This window comes from Gordonia sp. ABKF26 (assembly GCF_041103195.1).
Lineage (GTDB): Bacteria > Actinomycetota > Actinomycetes > Mycobacteriales > Mycobacteriaceae > Gordonia > Gordonia terrae.
On record NZ_JBGCVZ010000003.1, the window covers coordinates 3,508,734 to 3,527,766 of the forward strand.

17 protein-coding genes are annotated in these 19,033 nt (G+C 69.3%); 11 read left to right on the forward strand and 6 right to left on the reverse strand.

Annotated features, from left to right (window positions below):
• The first annotated feature begins 64 nt into the window (after window positions 1-64).
• The 4 genes from AB4Z55_RS16205 (at window position 65) to zapE (AB4Z55_RS16220) (ending at window position 4,534) form a co-directional block, all read left to right on the forward strand.
• A complete protein-coding gene (locus AB4Z55_RS16205; RefSeq protein ID WP_064571774.1) occupies window positions 65-2,008 on the forward strand; it encodes an NAD(P)/FAD-dependent oxidoreductase in 1,944 nt (647 codons plus the stop codon).
• A 22-nt stretch (window positions 2,009-2,030) separates the two neighbouring features.
• Entirely contained in the window at window positions 2,031-2,849 is an 819-nt protein-coding gene (locus AB4Z55_RS16210) for a sulfurtransferase (RefSeq protein ID WP_239403959.1), read from the forward strand.
• Entirely contained in the window at window positions 2,846-3,421 is a 576-nt protein-coding gene (locus AB4Z55_RS16215) for a GNAT family N-acetyltransferase (protein WP_369520081.1), read from the forward strand. The genes AB4Z55_RS16210 and AB4Z55_RS16215 overlap by 4 nt, the downstream gene beginning before the upstream one ends.
• Window positions 3,422-3,511: 90 nt before the next feature.
• Window positions 3,512-4,534: a cell division protein ZapE gene (zapE, locus tag AB4Z55_RS16220; protein WP_369520082.1), complete on the forward strand. Its 1,023-nt coding sequence runs from the start codon at window positions 3,512-3,514 to the stop codon at window positions 4,532-4,534.
• Between the two features lie 176 nt (window positions 4,535-4,710).
• Here the strand turns inward: zapE (AB4Z55_RS16220) and zapE (AB4Z55_RS16225) are convergent, their stop codons facing one another.
• Complete coding sequence (gene zapE / locus AB4Z55_RS16225) at window positions 4,711-5,724, reverse strand: cell division protein ZapE (protein ID WP_239403482.1); 1,014 nt, start codon at window positions 5,722-5,724, stop codon at window positions 4,711-4,713.
• Window positions 5,725-5,759: 35 nt separating this feature from the next.
• Here zapE (AB4Z55_RS16225) and AB4Z55_RS16230 point away from each other — a divergent pair, with 35 nt between their 5' ends.
• The 4 genes from AB4Z55_RS16230 to msrB all read left to right on the forward strand — a co-directional run bounded on the left by AB4Z55_RS16230 (window position 5,760) and on the right by msrB (window position 10,081).
• The gene (locus AB4Z55_RS16230) at window positions 5,760-6,560 is read left to right on the forward strand and encodes a pyrimidine reductase family protein (protein ID WP_369520083.1); all 801 of its coding nucleotides are present in this window, start codon (window positions 5,760-5,762) and stop codon (window positions 6,558-6,560) included.
• Between the two features lie 76 nt (window positions 6,561-6,636).
• Entirely contained in the window at window positions 6,637-8,247 is a 1,611-nt protein-coding gene (locus AB4Z55_RS16235) for an alpha/beta hydrolase (protein ID WP_369520084.1), read from the forward strand.
• A 60-nt stretch (window positions 8,248-8,307) separates the two neighbouring features.
• On the forward strand, window positions 8,308-9,612 hold the full coding sequence (locus AB4Z55_RS16240; protein ID WP_354559614.1) for a glycosyltransferase family 87 protein: 1,305 nt from the start codon (window positions 8,308-8,310) through the stop codon (window positions 9,610-9,612).
• 37 nt (window positions 9,613-9,649) lie between these two features.
• Window positions 9,650-10,081 carry a peptide-methionine (R)-S-oxide reductase MsrB gene (gene msrB / locus AB4Z55_RS16245; RefSeq protein WP_101818957.1) on the forward strand — a complete coding sequence of 144 codons (432 nt, stop codon included), beginning with the start codon at window positions 9,650-9,652 and terminating at the stop codon, window positions 10,079-10,081.
• Between the two features lie 15 nt (window positions 10,082-10,096).
• Here the strand turns inward: msrB and hemQ are convergent, their stop codons facing one another.
• Genes hemQ through hemE form a run of 3 tightly spaced genes read right to left on the reverse strand, consistent with a single transcriptional unit; the run spans window position 10,097 to window position 13,320 of the window.
• Window positions 10,097-10,792: a hydrogen peroxide-dependent heme synthase gene (gene hemQ / locus AB4Z55_RS16250; RefSeq protein ID WP_004018825.1), complete on the reverse strand. Its 696-nt coding sequence runs from the start codon at window positions 10,790-10,792 to the stop codon at window positions 10,097-10,099.
• Window positions 10,793-10,849: 57 nt separating this feature from the next.
• Window positions 10,850-12,256 carry an FAD-dependent oxidoreductase gene (locus AB4Z55_RS16255; RefSeq protein WP_369520085.1) on the reverse strand — a complete coding sequence of 469 codons (1,407 nt, stop codon included), beginning with the start codon at window positions 12,254-12,256 and terminating at the stop codon, window positions 10,850-10,852.
• On the reverse strand, window positions 12,256-13,320 hold the full coding sequence (hemE, locus tag AB4Z55_RS16260; protein WP_082932142.1) for a uroporphyrinogen decarboxylase: 1,065 nt from the start codon (window positions 13,318-13,320) through the stop codon (window positions 12,256-12,258). The genes AB4Z55_RS16255 and hemE overlap by 1 nt, the downstream gene beginning before the upstream one ends.
• Before the next feature lie 91 nt (window positions 13,321-13,411).
• Between hemE and AB4Z55_RS16265 the strand changes: the two genes are divergently transcribed.
• From AB4Z55_RS16265 to AB4Z55_RS16275, 3 genes are all read left to right on the forward strand, one after another.
• Window positions 13,412-14,038, forward strand: a complete 627-nt coding sequence (locus AB4Z55_RS16265) for a DUF3000 domain-containing protein (protein ID WP_033203548.1) — start codon at window positions 13,412-13,414, stop codon at window positions 14,036-14,038.
• Window positions 14,035-15,312 (forward strand): HRDC domain-containing protein, encoded by a 1,278-nt coding sequence (locus AB4Z55_RS16270; protein ID WP_369520086.1) that lies wholly within the window; start codon window positions 14,035-14,037, stop codon window positions 15,310-15,312. The genes AB4Z55_RS16265 and AB4Z55_RS16270 overlap by 4 nt, the downstream gene beginning before the upstream one ends.
• Before the next feature lie 120 nt (window positions 15,313-15,432).
• A complete protein-coding gene (locus tag AB4Z55_RS16275) occupies window positions 15,433-15,861 on the forward strand; it encodes an SRPBCC family protein (protein WP_086536809.1) in 429 nt (142 codons plus the stop codon).
• Window positions 15,862-15,874: 13 nt separating this feature from the next.
• Here the strand turns inward: AB4Z55_RS16275 and AB4Z55_RS16280 are convergent, their stop codons facing one another.
• Together AB4Z55_RS16280 and dxs are read right to left on the reverse strand one after the other, a co-directional pair.
• A complete protein-coding gene (locus AB4Z55_RS16280; RefSeq protein ID WP_369521027.1) occupies window positions 15,875-16,990 on the reverse strand; it encodes a glutamate--cysteine ligase in 1,116 nt (371 codons plus the stop codon).
• A gap of 79 nt (window positions 16,991-17,069) precedes the next feature.
• Window positions 17,070-19,028 (reverse strand): 1-deoxy-D-xylulose-5-phosphate synthase, encoded by a 1,959-nt coding sequence (gene dxs, locus AB4Z55_RS16285; protein ID WP_004018832.1) that lies wholly within the window; start codon window positions 19,026-19,028, stop codon window positions 17,070-17,072.
• Window positions 19,029-19,033: the final 5 nt, after the last annotated feature.

Below are 19,033 nucleotides of genomic sequence, written 5' to 3' on the forward strand. Positions count from 1 at the left end.
TAGCCGCGAGGAGTGCATCGATCCGGTATTGACGTCGAAGTACTAACAGTGGTTAGTTTTAGTCATGACATCCGTTTCCTCGCCCTCGGACACCCGGCCGCGCACCGCGGACATCCGCGCGGCGGTCGCGGCCGGCAACATCCCGACCCTGCTCGCCGTTCTCGTGGAGATGACCGGTGACCGCCGGTGGATGGCCGACCGATACCGGCCGACCCGCAGCCGCGGCATGGACGACAACTCCTCGGGCGGGCTCGCAGCGGACATCCAGCAGGAGATCCGCGAGGCGGTCGTCGAGGCTCTCGACGACTGGTACGACCGGGGGCAGCCGACGCGCACGCCCGCCGACGAGACACTCGTGGCCGCCCTGATGTCGTTCACCGCGGGCGAGCAGGTGGCCCCGGAATTCGCGCCGATGATGACCGAGATCGTCCGCGGCGACCTACGGGGTACACACCTGCCGACCGTGCCCGCCGATCTCGCCACGTCGATCGACGCGCTGGTGATCGGCGCCGGGGTGGCCGGCATGCTGATCTCCACGCAACTCGCCGAAGCCGGCGTCGAGCACACCGTGCTGGAGAAGAACGATGAGGTCGGCGGCTCGTGGTACGAGAACCGCTACCCCGGCGCGGGCGTGGACACGCCGAGCTACCTGTACTCCATCTCGTCCTTCGACCACCCGTGGTCGACGCACTTCGGCAAACGCGACGAGGTGCAGGGCTACCTTCAGGCCTTCGCCGACCGGCACGCGGTGCGTGATCGCGTCCGCTTCGGCACCGAGGTCATCTCGGCGACCTACGACGCCGACACCCAGCGCTGGACGGTCCACGTCCGGGATCGCGACGGCCGTCAGGACACCCTCACGGCCCGGATCCTGGTGAGCGCGGTCGGACTCCTCAACCGCCCCAAGCTCCCCCAGCTCTCGGGCCTGGCCGACTTCACCGGTCCGATCTTCCATTCCGCCCAGTGGCCCGACGAACTCGACGAGCCCGACGCCCTCACCGGCAAGCGGGTGGCGATCGTCGGGTCCGGCGCCAGCGCGATGCAGATCGGGCCGGCGATCGCCGATCGGGTCGGGTCGCTGACGATCTTCCAGCGCTCACCGCAGTGGATCGCGCCGAACGACGACTACTTCGCACCGGTCGGCGACGCCGTGCACTGGCTGATGGACAATCTCCCCGGGTACCGGGAGTGGTACCGCGCACGTCTGTCGTGGATCTTCAACGACAAGGTCCACTCGACCCTGCGCGTCGACCCGGAGTGGCCCGAGCCGACCGCGTCGATCAACGCCGTCAACCACGGTCACCGCGAGTTCTACCTGCGCTACCTGCGCACCGAACTGGGCGACCGCGACGACCTCATCGAACTGTCGACTCCCGACTACCCGCCCTTCGGTAAGCGGATGCTGTTGGACAACGGCTGGTTTCGCATGTTGCGCAGGCCGAATGTGGAACTGGTCCCGCACGGCGTCGAGCGGGTCACGTCCCAGGGACTCGTCGACGGCACCGGCGCCGCGCACGACTTCGACATCATCGTCTTCGCGACCGGGTTCCACAGCGATCGCTACCTCTACCCCATGGACATCGTGGGGCGCAGTGGGCAGAACACGGTCGAGGCGTGGGGTGACCACGACGCGTATGCCTACCTCGGCATCACCGCGCCCGATTTCCCGAACCTGTTCATCCTCACCGGACCGAACACCGCACTGGGACACGGCGGCAGCTTCATCAGCATCCTCGAATACCAGGTGCGCTACGTCTGCGACGCCATCCGCGCGATGATCGAGAACCGCTTGGGCGCACTGGAAGTCCGGCGGGACGTCACCGAGGAGTACAACGACGCCGTCGACCGCGCCCACGCGCAGATGGTGTGGACGCATCCGGCGATGACCAACTGGTATCGCAACCCCGACGGACGCGTGGTCGCCGTCCTGCCGTGGCGGATCGTCGACTACTGGGACAAGACCCGCCGCGTCGAGCTCGCCGACTTCACCACCGAGCCCCTCCGATGACGGCGGGACTACGGTGTCTGTCATGACCTCGCTCATCTCCGCCACCGACCTCGCCACCCGTCTCGACGACGAGAACCTGCGCATCGTCGACGCCACCGTGCACCTGACCTTCGATGCCGACGGCGCACATGTCGCCTCCGGCCGGGACACCTATCTGGCCGGTCACCTGCCCGGCGCGGTGTTCGCCGACCAGATCGCCGATCTGAGCGATCCCGACGGCGAAGCTCCCTTCGCCGCGGCCGACTCGGCGCGGTTCGCCACGGCGATCGGCGGGCTGGGGATCGGCGACGACTCGACCGTCGTCGTCTACGACACCGTGAACGGCATCTGGGCCACCCGCCTGTGGTGGCAGTTCGGACTCGAGGGATTCGACGACGTGCTCGTCCTCGACGGCGGATACAGCGCCTGGACCGCAGCCGACCTGCCGGTCGAGACCGGCGAGGTCACCCGTCCGGCAGCGACATTCACCCCGAGCCGCCGGTCCGAGCGCATCGTGTCCACCGACGAGGTCGCCGCCGCCACCGGCGATCCGTCCGTCCTGCTGGTGAACGCACTCGACCGGGAATCGTTCGCGGGCGGCCACATCCCCGGCAGTGTCAACGTGCCGTTCGCCGAACTGGTCGACGACGCCGGCCGGCTCCGGCCGCTCGACGAGCTCCGCCGACTGTTCGACGACGCGGGCGCCCTCGACCCGTCGGTGCGACCGGTCACCTATTGCGGCGGTGGGATCGCCGCCACCGCAGCCGCATTCGCGTTGCGCACCCTCGGCCGGGACGACGTCGCCGTCTATGACGGGTCGATGAACGCCTGGACCGCCGACCCGGCCCGCCCGCTGTCGTGAGCGGCCCCGATGTCACCGGTACGACCGAGGTCGTCGTCGAGGTCGTGACCGACCCCGCCGCGGCGGGGGGTGTCGCCGAGGTCGCCGCCATCACGTTTCCGCTCGCGTGCCCACCGCATGCGTCGCCGACCGACATCGAGGACTTCGTCGCGGCGAACCTGCGGGAGAGCAACTTTCGTGCCCACATCACCGATCCGCGCGCCGATGTCCTGGTCGCGCGGGACGGCGTCGGCGGCCCGATCCTCGGCTACGCGCTCGTGATGCACACCGAACCGGCACACCCCGACGTCTGCGCGGTCGTGACCGAACGTCCGGTGAGCGAGGTGTCCAAGATGTACGTGCTGCGCGACCACCATTCGCGGCAGGGCGCGACCCCGTCGCATCTGCTCATGGGCACCGCGATCGAACGCGCACGGTCACACGGCAGCACGCTCATCTGGCTGGGGGTGAATCAGCTGAACGCCCGCGCCCAGCGGTTCTACACGAAGATGGGTTTCGAACGCGTCGGTGTGAAGACCTTCACCCTCGGGGAGAGCACCGAACACGATTACGTGTTCACGCAACGGCTTTGATCCTGCGGCTCGATCGGGTGTCGCGACGAGACCTGGTGACTTCGGCCACGCGCGGCCGAGGCACCACGCGTTCCGTGTGACCATTCCAGTGTGTTCGCAGTACGTCAGGAAGTGATCACCGCGATCTCCGCTTCGGCCGCCGACGACGGGATCGTGCTGGACACCCAGCAACGGCTGCTCGTCGATCGGCTCGCCGACCTCGTTCCGGAGGGACGCCGGCGAACACGACGCTCGTCGGGCCGGCGCGGACTCTACATCTACGGATCGGCCGGCCGGGGCAAGACGTGGCTGGCCGACGCCTTCTACGACGCCACTCCGACATGGAGGAAGACGCGGGTCCACTTCCACAGCTTCTTCGAGGAGCTCCATCGCCGCGTACACGCGCATCGGAACGACCCACAGTCGCTACGCCTGGGCATCGACGATGTCGTCGGCAACAGCGAGTTGCTGTACTTCGACGAGCTTCACGTGCACGACTCCGGGGATGCACGTCTCCTCACCCGGCTGCTGGACCATGTACTCGCCCGGCGGATCACCGTCCTGGCGACGTCGAACTACGCCCCGGATGATCTGCTGCCGAACCCCATCTGGCATCACCTCTTCGAGCCCGGGATCACGATGATCAAAGTCCATTTCGACGTCCATCACCTGGACGGGCAGACCGACTATCGCGCATCTCCCCGCGGGGACTCCGTCGGCTTCGCCGCGGGAACCTGGATCACAGCACCGCCGTCGAATCGCCTGTCCGAGACCGCCGAGACAGTCGGGCTCACCGTTCGCGGCCGAACTTTCGAGGTCCGTTCCGCGCGTGACGGATGGCTGCAGGCCTCGTTTGCGCAACTGTGTGACGCGCCGGTGTCGACTATCGAGTATCTGACGTGGGCTCGCACGTATCCCCGCTGGACGATCACCGACGTTCCGACATTCGATGGCGCCGACGAGGAGGCACAGCAGAGGTTCGTCAACCTGGTGGACATCCTGGTCGACGAGAACATCGCCGTCACCTTCACCTCGCCGCACACCTTGCCGGACTTCTGCACCGCCGCAACGGCCTCCCGGCCCGATGCCTTCCGCATGACCAGTCGTCTGCAGTTGCTCCGGCCGACTGCGTAGTCGCAGCGTTCCGCCGGCGTGGTCGACCGCCGGTTGATTTTCTTGTGCGGCCACATGTGAGCTCGCGCCCTACTCATGCCCTGACGCCCACCCGCAAACCCACCCCTCTTCTGTAAACCCACCGCGCTCGGACCGGCTGGGTTTACGGAAAAGGGGTGGGTTTGCCGGTTACGTTGTCAGGCAGCCGACTCCGCGAACCGCGAGAGCGCGAGCAGGCGGGACGTGGCACGCAGGTACTTCTTGCGATAGCCGCCGGCGAGCATCTCGTCGGTGAAGATCTCGTCGAGCTTCGCGCCGGCGACGGTGACCGGGATGTGGGCGTCGTACAGGCGGTCGGCGAGCACCACCAGGCGCAGCGCCACCGACTGGTCCTCGGCCGGGTGCACTCCCGAGATGCAGACCAGGGAGACGCCGTCGACGAGATCCTTGTACTTCGACGGGTGCAGCGTGCTGAGGTGATCGCACAGGGCGTCGAAGTCGTCGAGGGTCGCCCCCTCGGTGGACTCGGCGATCTCGGTCAGTTCGGACTCGCTTCGCGGCTCCGGCGCGGGCGGCAGGTCACGGTGGCGGTAGTCGGGGCCGTCGACACGGATGGTCTCGAACACCGCGGACAGTTTGCGGATCTCCCGCAGGAAGTCCTGGGCGGCGAACCGGCCCTCGCCGAGCTGGCCGGGAAGCGTGTTCGAGGTGGCGACGATCGAGACGCCCTTGGCGGTGAGCTCGGTGAGCAGGCGGGAGACGAGCATGGTGTCGCCCGGGTCGTCGAGTTCGAACTCGTCGATACACAGCACCGTGTGCTGCGAGAGCCGCTCGACCGCGTTGACGAAGCCGAGCGCACCGACCACGTGGGTGACCTCCACGAACGTCGCGAACGACTTCGGCGCGGGCATCGAGTGGTAGATCGATGCCAGCAGGTGGGTCTTGCCCACGCCGAAACCGCCATCGAGGTAGAGACCGACTCCCTGGGCCGGCGCCTTCCGCGAGAAGAGGCCCTTCTTCCCGGAGCGCGCCTTGGACGCCCGCACGACGAAGTCGCGCGCCTTGGCCACCGCCTCGGCCTGCGACGGCTCGTTCGGGTCCGGGATGTAGGAGTCGAAGCTCACGTCGTCGAACGTCGACGGGGGCACCATCTCGTCGATGAGTGCGTCGGGCGAGGTCGCAGGGTTGCGATCGCAGAGTCGGGCCACCATGTGTGGAGAGTAGCCATCCGCGGAATGATGAACACATGTTCCACCTGCAGAAAGCGACCCAGGTCACATCCGACGACGAGCTGGGCCGGTTGGCCGAGCTGTACCGGTACCCACCGCGCCCGGCGTCGGGTTCCAACGCCGCCACCCCCTTCGTGCGCGCCAACATGGTGTCGTCGATCGACGGTGCGGTCACCTACGACGGTAAATCCGGCGGACTCGGCGGACCCGGCGACAAGGCCCTGTTCCGCGTGCTGCGCGGACTGGCCGACGTCATCCTCGTGGGTGCCGGTACCGCGACCACCGAGGGGTACGGCCGGCCCCAGGCCGACGACGCGCTCGCCGCGCATCGCGAATCGCTGGGGCAGGCACCCGCGCCGGCACTGGCGCTGGTGTCTCGGTCGTTGTCCATCCCACCCGACTTCGAGCCCGTCGCCGACCCGAACACGGTCGTCCTCACCTGCACGAACGCCCCCGCGGGTCGTCGACGCGCGTTGATCGACGCAGGCGCGACACTGGTGGACTGCGGTGACGACACCGTCGCGACGTCGGCGATCCTCGAACACTGCACCGACCGCGGATGGTCCCGCGTGCTGTGCGAGGGCGGACCCCGTCTGCTCGGTTCCCTCGTGGCCGCCGACGCCCTGGACGAACTCTGCCTCACCACGAGCCCGCACCTGGTGGGCGGCGATGCCGGACGCATCGTGACCACCGGCGGCGCGGAGTCCGGCGGAGCATCCGCCGTCCTGCACGCGCTGCGCCCGGCGTCGATCCTCACCGACGACGACGGGTTCGTGTTCACCCGGTGGCTCCGCCACGGGCGCTCGTCGACCCGGTGACCCGCCGGTCCCATCCCGACGCGCCCCCGCACCCGGCCGGGGCGTCTTCGCGGTGGCGTTGACTACTCTCGCGGACATGCCAAGAGCGCACACCCCGGCCGTCGGCGTAGGACCACGCACCCGTCCGAGGGCTCTCGCGGGTGTCGTCGCCGGCGCGGTCGCGGCGATCGTCCTGTCCTCCTGTGCCGTCGGCCCCGATCGCGGACCGGACCTGATCCCGGGTGGCGGCGGCCAGCAGGGGCCTGCCCCGTCCTCGTCGACCGCCCCGCCGGTGCCGGCGCTCGCGGCGCCGAAGACCGATCTGGCGTGGAGTGACTGTGCCGCCGAGACGACCGAACGGTACGGGGTGGCACGTCCGGAGGGTGTGACCATCGAGTGCGCCGAGTACGACTCGCCCATCGACCGCGACAAGCCGGACGGCGAAGCGGTCTCGATCGCGGTGACCCGCGCCCGGACGGCCGAGACGCCACCCGATGCCGCGCCGCTCGTCCTCACCTCCGGCTCGGACCTGCCGTCGTCGCGAACCCTGATGGTCATGACGGCCGGACCGGGACGGGCGCTCCTCGCATCGCACCCGGTGGTCGCGGTCGACCATCGCGGGATCCCACTCAGCACCGACATCGACTGCATGACCCGACTCGAACGCGAGACGATCGCGAACAACGGCCTCACCGAGCGAGGGACGACCACCGACGCGCGGATCTCCCGGCTCGCATCGGCAGCGTCGTCGGCGTCCGACGGCTGTACCGAGACACTCACCCCGTACCAGCTGAGTTTCGGGGCGACGAACGCCGCCGCAGATCTCGAGTCCCTTCGTCAGCGCTGGGGGGTCGAACACCTCGGACTCATCGGCGCCGGCGAGGGTTCCGATGTCGTGCTCGCCTACGCCTCCCTGTACGGCGGGCGCGCCGGGCGGATCATCCTGGACACCCCGACGCCGTTCGGCGCGAACGCGCGCGAACGCGCCCTGTCACAGGCGCGGGGCGTCCAGGTGGCGCTGCAGGGCTTCGCACAGCGCTGTTCGGCGCTGGGCGGCTGCGCCCTCGGCACCAACGGAGTCGCGACGATGACCCGTGTGCTGGCCAAGGCGCGCGCAGGCGAGCTCCCCTCCCTGTCGGACACCGCCGCGCTCAACGCGATCACGACGACCCTCGCCCTCGCCTCGGACCGGCCGCAGTCTCTCCTCGACCTCGCCGACGCGATCGCGGCCGCCGACCGCGGGCAGACCGCCGCGCTCGTCCGTCTCGCCGATCGCGCCGCCACCCTCCGGCTTCCCGACGGCGCCCTGGTCTCCCGGTGCAACGACGTCACCGGACCGGTCGGCCAGAACGAGGTGCCGGGTCTCGTGGACGCGTGGTCGAAGCAGAACCCTCTCACCGGGGCCGACAGCGCGCTCTCGCTCGTCCGGTGCAACGGCTGGGCCTCGGGCAATCCGGTCCGGCCGCCCACGTCGCTGCCGGCCGACCCGTTGATCCTCAACGGGACACGCGACCCGATCAACGGCGGCGAGGGAGCCGCCGCCCTGGTCCCGCTGTTCATGAACGCCGACGCCGAACCGGTGACGGTCGCCTGGGACGGACTGGGGTTCTCGGTGCTGGGCCGAAGCGTCTGTGCCGCCGAGGTGGTCACCGAGTATGTCGACCGGGCCCCGCTGCAGGGCCCGACCCAACGCGGCTGTCCGACCTGAGCAACGCCGGAGGCGCGCTCGGGGTTCTGAGCTCGACGGCGAGCGTAGTACGGTTCGCGGGTGGCGAATCTCGACAGGTATCTCTATCCACCGATGAGTGCTCAACGGATCATCCCGATGGTCCTGTGGCCGATCAGCCTGCTCATGGTCGTGCACCGCTCGGTGTTCCTGGGTGTCAACGGTGACCGCACCGACGACTTCAAGCCGGTGTACGCCGCCGCCTACAACTTCCTGAACAACCTGCCGGTCTACGGCGAGAACTACGCCACCGTCGACCCGCACTACCTCTACCCGCCGTCGGGCACCCTGCTGATGGCGCCGGTGGCGATCATCGACTACGAGCGCGCCCGCTGGGCCTTCATCGCCGTCAGCGTCATCGCGCTTCTCATCTGCGCCTACCTGCTCACCCGGATGTTCGGCTACGCCCTCGACTCGTGGGTCATGCCGACGGTCCTGTTCTTCTTCTTCAGCACCGAGACCGTCTCGCACACACTGATCTTCACGAACTTCAACTCGTTCGTACTGCTGGGACTGATCGCATTCCTCATGCTGATGCTCAACCGGCACGATTGGTGGGCCGGTGTACCGATGGGATTGACCCTGGCCGTCAAGCCGGTGCTGGCGCCCCTGATGCTCCTGCCGCTGCTCAACCGCCAGTGGCGGGTGTTCGCCCTCGCCATCGTCATCCCGGTCGTCTTGACGGTCGTCGCCTGGCCCCTCTCGGTCGACGCGAACGACTTCATCAGTCGGACGGTCCCGTACCTCGGGGAGGCGCGTGACTACTACAACAGCTCGATCGCCGGCAACGGTGCCTACTTCGGTGTCGCCCCGTGGCTGATCCTGCTGCTGCGCGCGGCGTTCGTGCTGATGGCCGCGTTCTCGCTGTGGTTCCTGTACCGCTACTACCGCAAGACCAACGAGCTGATGTGGCTGGCGGTCTCGTCGGGAGTCCTGCTGTGCACCACGTTCCTGGTCGGTTCACTCGGTCAGGGCTACTACTCGATGCTCCTGTTCCCGCTGCTCATGACGGTATTGCTCCCCGGGTCGCCGATGCGCAACTGGCCTGCGTGGCTCGGCGTCTACGGCTGTATGACCTTCGACGGCTTCTACTCCGACCGATGGACGGCGTTCGGCTGGATGGTCGAGTACAACAAGGTCACGTGGGGCTGGTCGCTGCTGATGATCGCGGTGTTCTGCTCGCTGCTGTTCCGCTACCTCGACATGCGGTCCGACGGGGTGGCCGGCATGGTGCCGCCGGTCCGGCCGGAGTCCGATGCGCCGCGTGTCCCCGCCGGCGGGATCGACGCCTCCGCCGACACGGCCACCGGCGCCGAGGACGCGGTCAGCCTGTCGAAACAGCGCTGACACAGTCGGTCCGGCCAGGCGCGCTACCGTGGAGGGCATGACCGACAGCACCCCGTCGACCGACGCCGAGAATCTCGCCGATCTGACCGACGACCAGTGGAAGCAGCGCCTGACCCCCGCCGAATACCGGGTCCTGCGCCAGGCAGGCACCGAAGCACCGTTCACCGGCGAGTACACCGACACCAAGACGGTCGGGGTATACCGGTGCCGCGCCTGCGACGCCGAGTTGTTCCGCAGCGAGCAGAAGTTCGAATCGCATTGCGGCTGGCCGTCGTTCTTCTCCCCGTTGGCCGGTGACAGGATCATCGAGGTCGAGGACAACTCACTCGGCATGCGGCGTGTCGAGGTGCTCTGCGCGAACTGCAAGAGCCACCTCGGTCACGTCTTCGCCGGTGAGGGTTACGACACCCCCACCGACCTCCGCTACTGCATCAACAGCATCAGCCTCAAGCTGGAGTCCGCCGACTAGCGTCCGCTCCCCGGCTCAGGGCAGCGCGTCGATCAGCGCGGACACCTCGACGCGCGGACCGGTGAAGAACGGCGTCTCCTCGCGGACGTGCAACCGGGCCTCGGTGGCGCGCAGGTCACGCATCAGATCGACGATGCGGTGCAGTTCGGGCGCCTCGAACGCCAGCAGCCACTCATAGTCGCCGAGCGCGAACGACGACACGGTGTTGGCGCGGACGTCCTTGTACGCACGGGCCGCCTTGCCGTGGTCGGCGAGCATCTTGCGACGCTCCTCATCGGGCAGCAGGTACCACTCGTAGGACCGCACGAACGGGTACACGCAGATGTAGTTGCCGGCTTCCTCGCCCGCGAGGAACGCCGGGATGTGGCTCTTGTTGAACTCGGCCGGGCGATGCAACGCGACGTTGCTCCACACCGGGTTGCACGCGCGTCCCAGAACCGTCTCGCGGCGGAACCTGGCGTAGGCGGCCTGGATCGGCTCGACGTCTTCGGCGTGCCACCAGATCATGAAGTCGGCGTCGGCGCGCAGTCCGGACACGTCGTAGACACCGCGCACCACGACGCCGCTGTCCTCGAGCGACTTGAAGAAGTCCGCGGCATCCGATTTGGCCTGATCACGATCGGCACCCAGTTCACCGGGGCGGACCGCGAACACCGAGAACATCAGGTAGCGAATCGTCGAGTTGAGTTCTGCGTAATCCAAGCGGCTCATGGAAGCCATCGTGCCACCGCAGCCCACCCGACGACGAGGCAGGTCAACCCTGCCGGGTCACGCCAGATCGTCGAGCAGTTCGGCCACCGCGCGACCGGCCCGGCCGATGCAGGCCGGCACCCCGACCCCGGCGTACGACGACCCGGCCAGGGCAAGACGCGGGGGCCGCACACTCAGCACCTGCGCCATCGCGGCGAGGTGTCCGGGCGCATAGACCGGCAGTCCCTCGTCCCAGCGCTGCACATACACGTCGACGACCCGCGACGACACCGGCGGGACGCCGGCGGCCCGGCACACCTCGTCGAGATCCTCGAGCGCATCGTGCCGCAACCGCTCGTCGACCCCGGGTTCGGTGGTCTCATCCGGAACCGGCGCACCGAACCGTCCGAACGACGCCCGGACCGACACCGGCCGGCCGGTGTCGGACAGGTGGGCCCACTTCTGCGAGCTGAACGTGAAAGCCTTGGCGCGCAATCCTTCTCCAGTGCCCACCAGCACGCCGGAGTGTTCGGGTAGCACCGTTCCCGGCGCAAGCGCGATCGACACCACGACGGAGGAGGCGCGCCGGACCGCCCGCAGCGGAGCGGACAGCTCCGGCACGGACCGGTGCAGCAGGTCGCCGGCCCGCCAGGCGGGCACCGCCAGGATCACCCCGTCGTACGGAGGCCGATCCACGGCACCATCGGATCCGAGCACCCAGCCGTCTGCCGACGGAGTGACATCGGTGACGGGACCGGCCATCTGGGGATCGATACCGGCCGCGGTCCGCAGGGCGTCGAGGAGGACCGCGTAGCCGCCCACGAGCGCACCGAAGACGGGGCCGGAGGCACCCGCGCCGGCGGTGATGAGGGCGTCGACGGCGGCACTGAGCGACGGCGTACCCGCGTCCAGACTCGTCGCGAGGGCCGGGAGCGCCTCACGGACCCCGATGTCACGGGCGAGACTGGAGTACACCCCGCCGAGCATCGGATCGACGCTCCGAGCGACGACGGAGGGCCCGAACCGCTCGGCGACCAGCTCCCCGACGGACATGTCGGCGCCGGCCTGCCAACTCAACGGCCGTCCGGGTTCGTCGGCCATCCGAACGAGGTCGGCGGGGTCGGCGAGACCCTCGACGACCGCCGGGCCGGCCGGGATCCCCATCAATGCCGGACCGGGCAGCGGATGCAACCGCTCCCCCGACCACACGGCGGGACGCCGCGGTGTCGGTGAGACGATCCGGTCGGCGAGGCCGAGTTCGGTGACGAGGTCGAGCGCCTCGGGACGCCGGACGATGAACGCCTCGGCTCCGACGTCGACGGCCCGCTCGCCGACGGTCGCGGTGTGCAGCACACCACCCAGCCGTCCGGATGCCTCGACGAGGTCGATGTGGGCGTCGGACCCGAGCGCACGACGAAGGCGGTACGCGGCGGTCAGGCCGGAGATCCCGCCGCCGACGATCGCGATCCGGACGCGCGGAGACATCAGAGGCTGTGGATCACTTCGACGGCCCGCGTCAGCACATCCGGGTCTGTGCCGGGCAGCACGCCGTGACCGAGGTTGAAGATGTGCCCGATCGCCCCGGCCGCCACCGCGCGGTCGCCGTCGGCGACGACCCGCCGAACCTCACTGTCGACCACGTCCTGGCCGGCGAACAGGAGTGTCGGGTCGAGGTTGCCCTGCACGGCCTTGCCCGGACCCACCCGGCGGACGGCCTCCTCGAGCGGCACGCGCCAATCGACGCCGATGACGTCGGCGCCGACATGCGCCATGGGGGCGAGGAGCTCACCGGTGCCCACACCGAAGTGGATGCGCGGCACCCCGTATTCGGCGACCTCGGCCAGCACGCGGGCGCTGTGCGGCGCCACGAAACGCTGATAGTCGGCGGCCGACAGCATGCCGGCCCACGAGTCGAACAGCTGGATCGCGTCGACGCCCGCGTCGAGTTGGACGCGCAGGAACGCGATGGTGATGTCGGCGAGACGTGCCATGAGTTCGCCCCACGTCTCCGGGTCGCCGTGCATCATCGCCTTGGTCCGCTCGTAGTTGCGGCTCGGCCCGCCCTCGATGAGGTACGAGGCGAGGGTGAACGGTGCACCGGCGAAGCCGATCAGCGCCGTGGCGTCGCCCAGTTCGCCGAGCAGGAGTTCGATGGCCCGCGCGATCGAGCCGACGGCAGCGGGCTCCAGTCGCGGTATGCGCGACACCGCGTCGGGCGAGCGCACCGGCTCGGCGATCACCGGTCCGGTTCCGGCGACGATGTCGAGGTCGATGCCTGCGGCCTTGAGCGGCACCACGATGTCGGAGAAGAGGATCGCCGCGTCGACGTCGTGCCGGCGGACGGGCTGCATCGTGATCTCGCAGACCAGTTCCGCGTCGAAGCAGGACTCCAGCATGCCGTGATCGGCGCGAATGGCCCGGTATTCGGGCAGCGACCGGCCGGCCTGCCGCATGAACCACACCGGACGGCGTGAGGGGGTCGCGCCGGTGGCCGCGGCGACGAGCGGCAGGTGCGACCTATGGACCCGGGTACCAGTTGCGTTCGACATCACCGCTTACTCTGCCATGCCCCCCGATCCCGCACGTGTGGTGTCGGCGCGCCTCCGCCGTGGCCGGGCGCGCCCGCCCTACGGTCGAACGGTGACCTCTTCGGGAGCTCCGGACGAGCCTGCTGATTTCCGCGCGGCGGTGGAGTCGCTGCATGCTGCCCGGGTGCGCCGCGAGATCGAGGTCGGACCCATCCGCCCGCCGCAGCGCCTGGCGCCCTACAGCTACGCCGTCGGCGCCGAGGTGCGTCCGCCCGAGGACCTCGACGTGGTGCCCACCGATTCGCAGGGCAGCGCGTTCGGGCGGCTCATCCTGCTCTTCGACCCCGCGGGCCAGGATGCCTGGAACGGCACCATGCGTCTCGTCGCGTTCCTACAGGCCGAGGTCGAGGCCGCACTGGCCATGGACCCCCTGCTGCCCGAGGTGGCCTGGAGCTGGATCAGCGATGCGCTCGGCGTACCGGTCGGCGCGACCGCCACACCGGAGGGGTCGGCGCACCGCGTCGAGGTGACCGCCCTCGGTGGCACCGTCACCTCCACCACGTCGGTCCGTTACGGCGACATCGCCGGGCCGCCGCGTGCACACCAACTGGAGGTGCGAGCCTCGTGGACCGCACTCAGCGCGGACGGGCTCGGGAGCCATCTCGAGGCGTTCTGCGATGTCCTCGCCTCCGCAGCCGGTCTCCCACCGGTCGGGGTGACCGAACTCGGCGCGACGTGAACGATCCCGCGCCCGACGACCCGGCTCCCGACGACCCCACACCGGAGGTCACCCCACTGCTCCAGCCGGCCGACGGCGTACCCCCGGTCCTCGCGACGGCTGCCGAATTCGCAGACGCCGCAGCAGCTCTCGCGGCGGGCAGCGGACCGATCGCCATCGACACCGAACGCGCATCGGGCTACCGCTACTCACAACGGGCCTATCTGATCCAAATCAAACGACACGGGTCGGGCAGCTTCCTGCTGGACCCCATCGGCGATCCGGACGCACTGGCACCGGTGATCGACGCTCTGCGCGGACCGGAGTGGGTGCTGCACGCCGCCGACCAGGACCTCCCGTGCCTGCGTGAACTCGGTTTCGAGTGCGTCGAGCTGTACGACACCGAACTGGCCGGACGCCTGCTGGGCCTGGCCAAGGTCAACCTGGCGGCGATGGTGGCCGAGTTCCTCGGGCTCGGGCTCCTCAAGGGTCATGGTGCGGCCGACTGGTCGCGTCGTCCCCTGCCCGACGAGTGGCTCAACTATGCCGCACTCGACGTCGAGGTCCTCGTCGAACTGCGTGATGCGATGGACGCCGCGCTCGCCGCGGCCGGCAAAGACGGTTGGGCGCGCGAGGAATTCGCATACATCCTCTCCCGGCCGCCCGCCCCGCCGCGCACCGACAGGTGGCGCAAGACCTCGAACATCCACACCGTCAAGTCGACCCGCGCACTGGCTGCTGTGCGCGAATTGTGGACCGTGCGTGAGGAATTGGCGCAGCGCCGGGATGTCGCACCCGGCCGCGTCCTGCCCGACACCGCGATCGTCAACGCCGCGACCGTGAACCCCGAGTCCATCGCCGAACTCACCAAGTTGCCGGTCTTCGGCGGTCCGCGGCAACGACGCCAGGCCGGGATCTGGCTGTCGGCGCTGCAACGGGCCCGCGAGATCCCCGACAGCAAGCTCCCGTCGCGCAAGACGGCCGGGCCGGGCCTGCCACCGGTCAGTCGCTGGGATCAGCGCAATCCGGAGGCCGCGGCACGACTGCAGGCGGTGCGTCCGGCGCTGAAAGAGATCACCGAAACCCACACCCTGCCGATGGAGAACCTTCTCGCTCCCGATGTGGTGCGGCAACTGTGCTGGGACGGGCTGCCCGAGCCGATCACGGCCGCGGCGCTCGATGCGCACCTGGCCGCAGCGGGCGCCCGCGTCTGGCAGCGGACACTGTGTGCCGAGCCCCTGACGCAGGCCCTCCTCGAGGCCGCTCGACCAGGGCCGACAGCAGCGGGCGAGTAGCCACAAGGCGTCGTTCGCGTACATTCGGTCACGACCCGAATGCGAACCACCCGAGTGCACGAACCGCCCGGGGGAAGTCATCTTCCCGAGCGGACCACCTCCTGCGATGGGAGCAGTTCTGTGGCCACAGTCTCCGTCGGCATCGACTCCGACCTCGACCCCAGCGCGGCCTGGGCTCTCGCGAGCAACCTCTCGCGCTTCGACGAATGGATGACCATCTTCGGCGGCTGGCGTTCGCCGGTGCCCGACACGATCGCCGAGGGAACCACCATCTCGTCGCTGATCAAGGTCAAGGGCTTCCGCAACGTCATCCACTGGACGGTCACCGATTACGACGAGCCGCGCCTGATCGCACTCTCCGGAACCGGACGCGGCGGCGTGAACATCGATCTGGCGATGAAGGTCGACGAGATCGTCGACGGCTCCCACTTCGACCTCTCGGCCGAGCTGTCCGGCGGGCTGCTCAACGGTCCGGTCGGCCGGCTCGTCGCCAAGGTACTGGAAGCCGATGTGCACAAGTCGATCTCGAACCTGGCGACGCTGCGCTGAACCCTGGCTGCGGTCAGCCGGCCCGGCGCAGCGTGGCCGCCCGGACGACGGCGAGCGCCGACCCGGACTCCTCGAAGATCCGCCGCTGCCGGGTGGCCCCGTTACCGTCCCGTCGCATCGCACTCAGCGCCTGCTCGACGTGCTCACGTTCGCCGAGCCGGTCGAGCGCGGGTGCGAGGGTCGTGAACAGCTGATCGGCGCGGGTCCAGATGGACATCAGCGCCCCGGTCGCCGGGTCCAGCGCGCGGTCGTCGATCCCGTCGTGAGCGGCGATCCAGTAGGCGGCGGACAGAAGCGCCGGATCGAGGACCGCGCCGGAGCGTGACCGTCGTCCCCCGTGCCGTAGGTCGTCGAGAGCGCTCATCACCGCGGCCCGGACGACGGTGGCGAAGACCTGTGTTTCCTCCGCCCGCATCTGCACGTCGCCGACCCGCACCTCGACCGTGGGTAGGTGATCCGACGGTCGGGCGTCCCAGTAGAGCATGTGCGGATCCAGGATCGCGCCGGTCGCGACGAGGAGTTCGACGGTGTCGGCGAAGTGCTCCGCCGAGCGCAGATGCGGCGGTGGCCCCGATGCCGGCCACCGCGACCACAGCACCGACCGCCAGCTCGCGTGGCCCGAGTCCGCGTCGCGATAGATCGCCGAGTTGGCCGCCAGCGCCAGCAGCAGGGGTAGCCACGGCCGCAGCCAGTTGCACACCGTGACCGCCGTCTCGGTGTCGGGCACGCCCACGTGGACGTGGCAACCGCTGATGCCCTGCTCGTGGGCGAGCATGCCGTAACGGTCGGCGATCGCGCGGTACCGGCCGGTGTCGGTCACCGGGAACGAGTCGGGCACGCGCGGCGGCACCCCGCACGCGACCACGTCGACACCCACCTCCTCGGCGGCCGCGGCCAGGATGTCACGTAGCCGACGGAGGTGATCGCCGATCTCCGGACCCGAGCCGGCCGTGGGCGTCGCGATCTCGATCTGCGAGGAGGTGAGCTCCAACTCGAGGTCGAGACCGCGCGCCGACGCCGCCGCAGCCACCTCACGATTGCGCCCGACCGGCCGTCCGGTTTCCCGGTCGACCAGGACGAACTCCTCCTCGACCCCGAGGGTCGGTGCCGGCGGGTCATCGTTCACCAGGTGAAAATGCCCAGCCGCGGTACCGGCCAAACCGGACCTGTCCGGCATGGGGACCGTCGCGTTCAGTCCACTGTGGGTGTCAGTCCTCTGCGCGGCTCTCCGCCGCGTCGGGCGCGTTCTGGATCGCGCGGTCGAGGCCCGGCCCGGCCTGCATGCCCGACACCGTGGCGGTGATCGACCGGGCGAGGTCCTGTGCGGTCAACCCGAGATCGGCGAGGATCTCACCCCGGGAGGAGTGGGGGACGAATTCCTGCGGGATGCCCTTGATCTGCACCGGCACCAGCACCTCGGCCGTCGACAGCGCGGTCGCGACGGCGGAACCGACACCGCCGCTGGTGCATCCGTCCTCGAGGGTGACGACCAGCCGATGGCGGCGCGCCACCTCGACCACCGATGTCGGTACGGGCAGCACCCACCGCGGATCGACGACCGTCGCGTCGATGCCCTGACGCGCGAGGCGTTCGGCGGTGTCCACGGCCAGTCCGCAGAACGCGCCGACCGCGACGATCAGCACGTCGCCGCCGGCCGGGCCGAGGTCACGGTCGGTCCGGTGCAGTACGTCGACCCCGTCGTCGAGCCGCTCGACGGCCCGGATGTCCTCGGGGACCGCGCCTTTGGAGAACCGCAGCGCGGTCGGACCGTCGGCGACACCGAGTGCCTCGTCGAACTCCTCGCGGAGCCGGACCGCGTCCCGCGGTGCGGCCACCCGCAGACCGGGCACCATCGCCATGAGCGAGAGGTCCCACATGCCATGGTGGCTCGGACCGTCGGGGCCGGTGATGCCGGAACGGTCGAGGACGAGCGTCACCGGCTGCTTCAGCAGCGCGACGTCCATCAGCAGCTGGTCGAATGCCCGGTTGAGGAACGTCGAGTAGATGGCGACGACCGGATGCAGTCCGCCGAGGGCGAGCCCGGCCGCCGAGGTCATCGCATGCTGTTCGGCGATGCCGACGTCGAACATGCGATCCGGGTAGCGATCGCCGAACGGGGTGAGTCCTGTCGGTCCGGGCATGGCCGCGGTGATGGCGACGACATCGGGGCGGTTGGCGCCGGCGTCGAGCAGCGCGGCGGAGAACACCGCGGTCCAGTCCTGCGGTGACACACTCGTGGGTCGCCCGGTGACCGGATCGATGATCCCGGTGGCGTGCATCAGGTCGGCGACGTGGTTCTCGGCGTGGGCGTACCCCATGCCCTTGCGGGTCACGGTGTGGACGATCACCGGTCCGCCGAAGTCGCGTGCCTGCCGCAAAGCCGATTCGACCGCGTCGATGTCGTGACCGTCCACGGGCCCGACGTACTTGAGACCGAGGTCGGTGAACATCGCCTGCGGGGCCAGCAGATCCTTGAGTCCGCTCTTCATCCCGTGCAGGACCGCATAGGCCGGTTCGCCGACGACGGGCACCTGCTTGACGACGCGCCGCCCCTCGTCGAGGAACTTCTCATACCCCGGCTGCAGCCGGAGCCCGGACAGATGGCTGGCCAGACCGCCGATTGTCGGCGCGTACGAGCGCCCGTTGTCGTTCACGACGATGACCACCGGGCGATTGCAGGCCGCGATGTTGTTGATCGCCTCCCAGCACATACCGCCCGTCAGAGCGCCGTCACCGACGACCGCGACCACCGTGCGGTGCGACTGACCGGTCAGCTCGAAGGACTTCGCCAGTCCGTCCGCGTACGACAGCGCCGCCGAGGCGTGCGAGGACTCCACCCAGTCGTGTTCGGACTCCGCGCGCTCCTGGTAGCCGGTGAGCCCGGCACGCTGACGCAGCTGATCGAAGCCGTCCTTGCGTCCGGTGACGATCTTGTGGACGTAGCACTGGTGGCCGGTGTCGAACAGGATCGCGTCCGACGGCGAGTCGAAGACCCGGTGGATGCCGAGCGTCAGCTCGACGACACCGAGATTCGGACCGAGGTGCCCGCCGGTGGCCGCGACCTTCTCGATCAGGAACGTCCGGATCTCGGACGCGAGGGTTTCCATCTCCTCGTCCGACAGCGGCCGGAGATCGGCCGGTGAGCTGATCCGGTCGAGCACACCCATCGTTT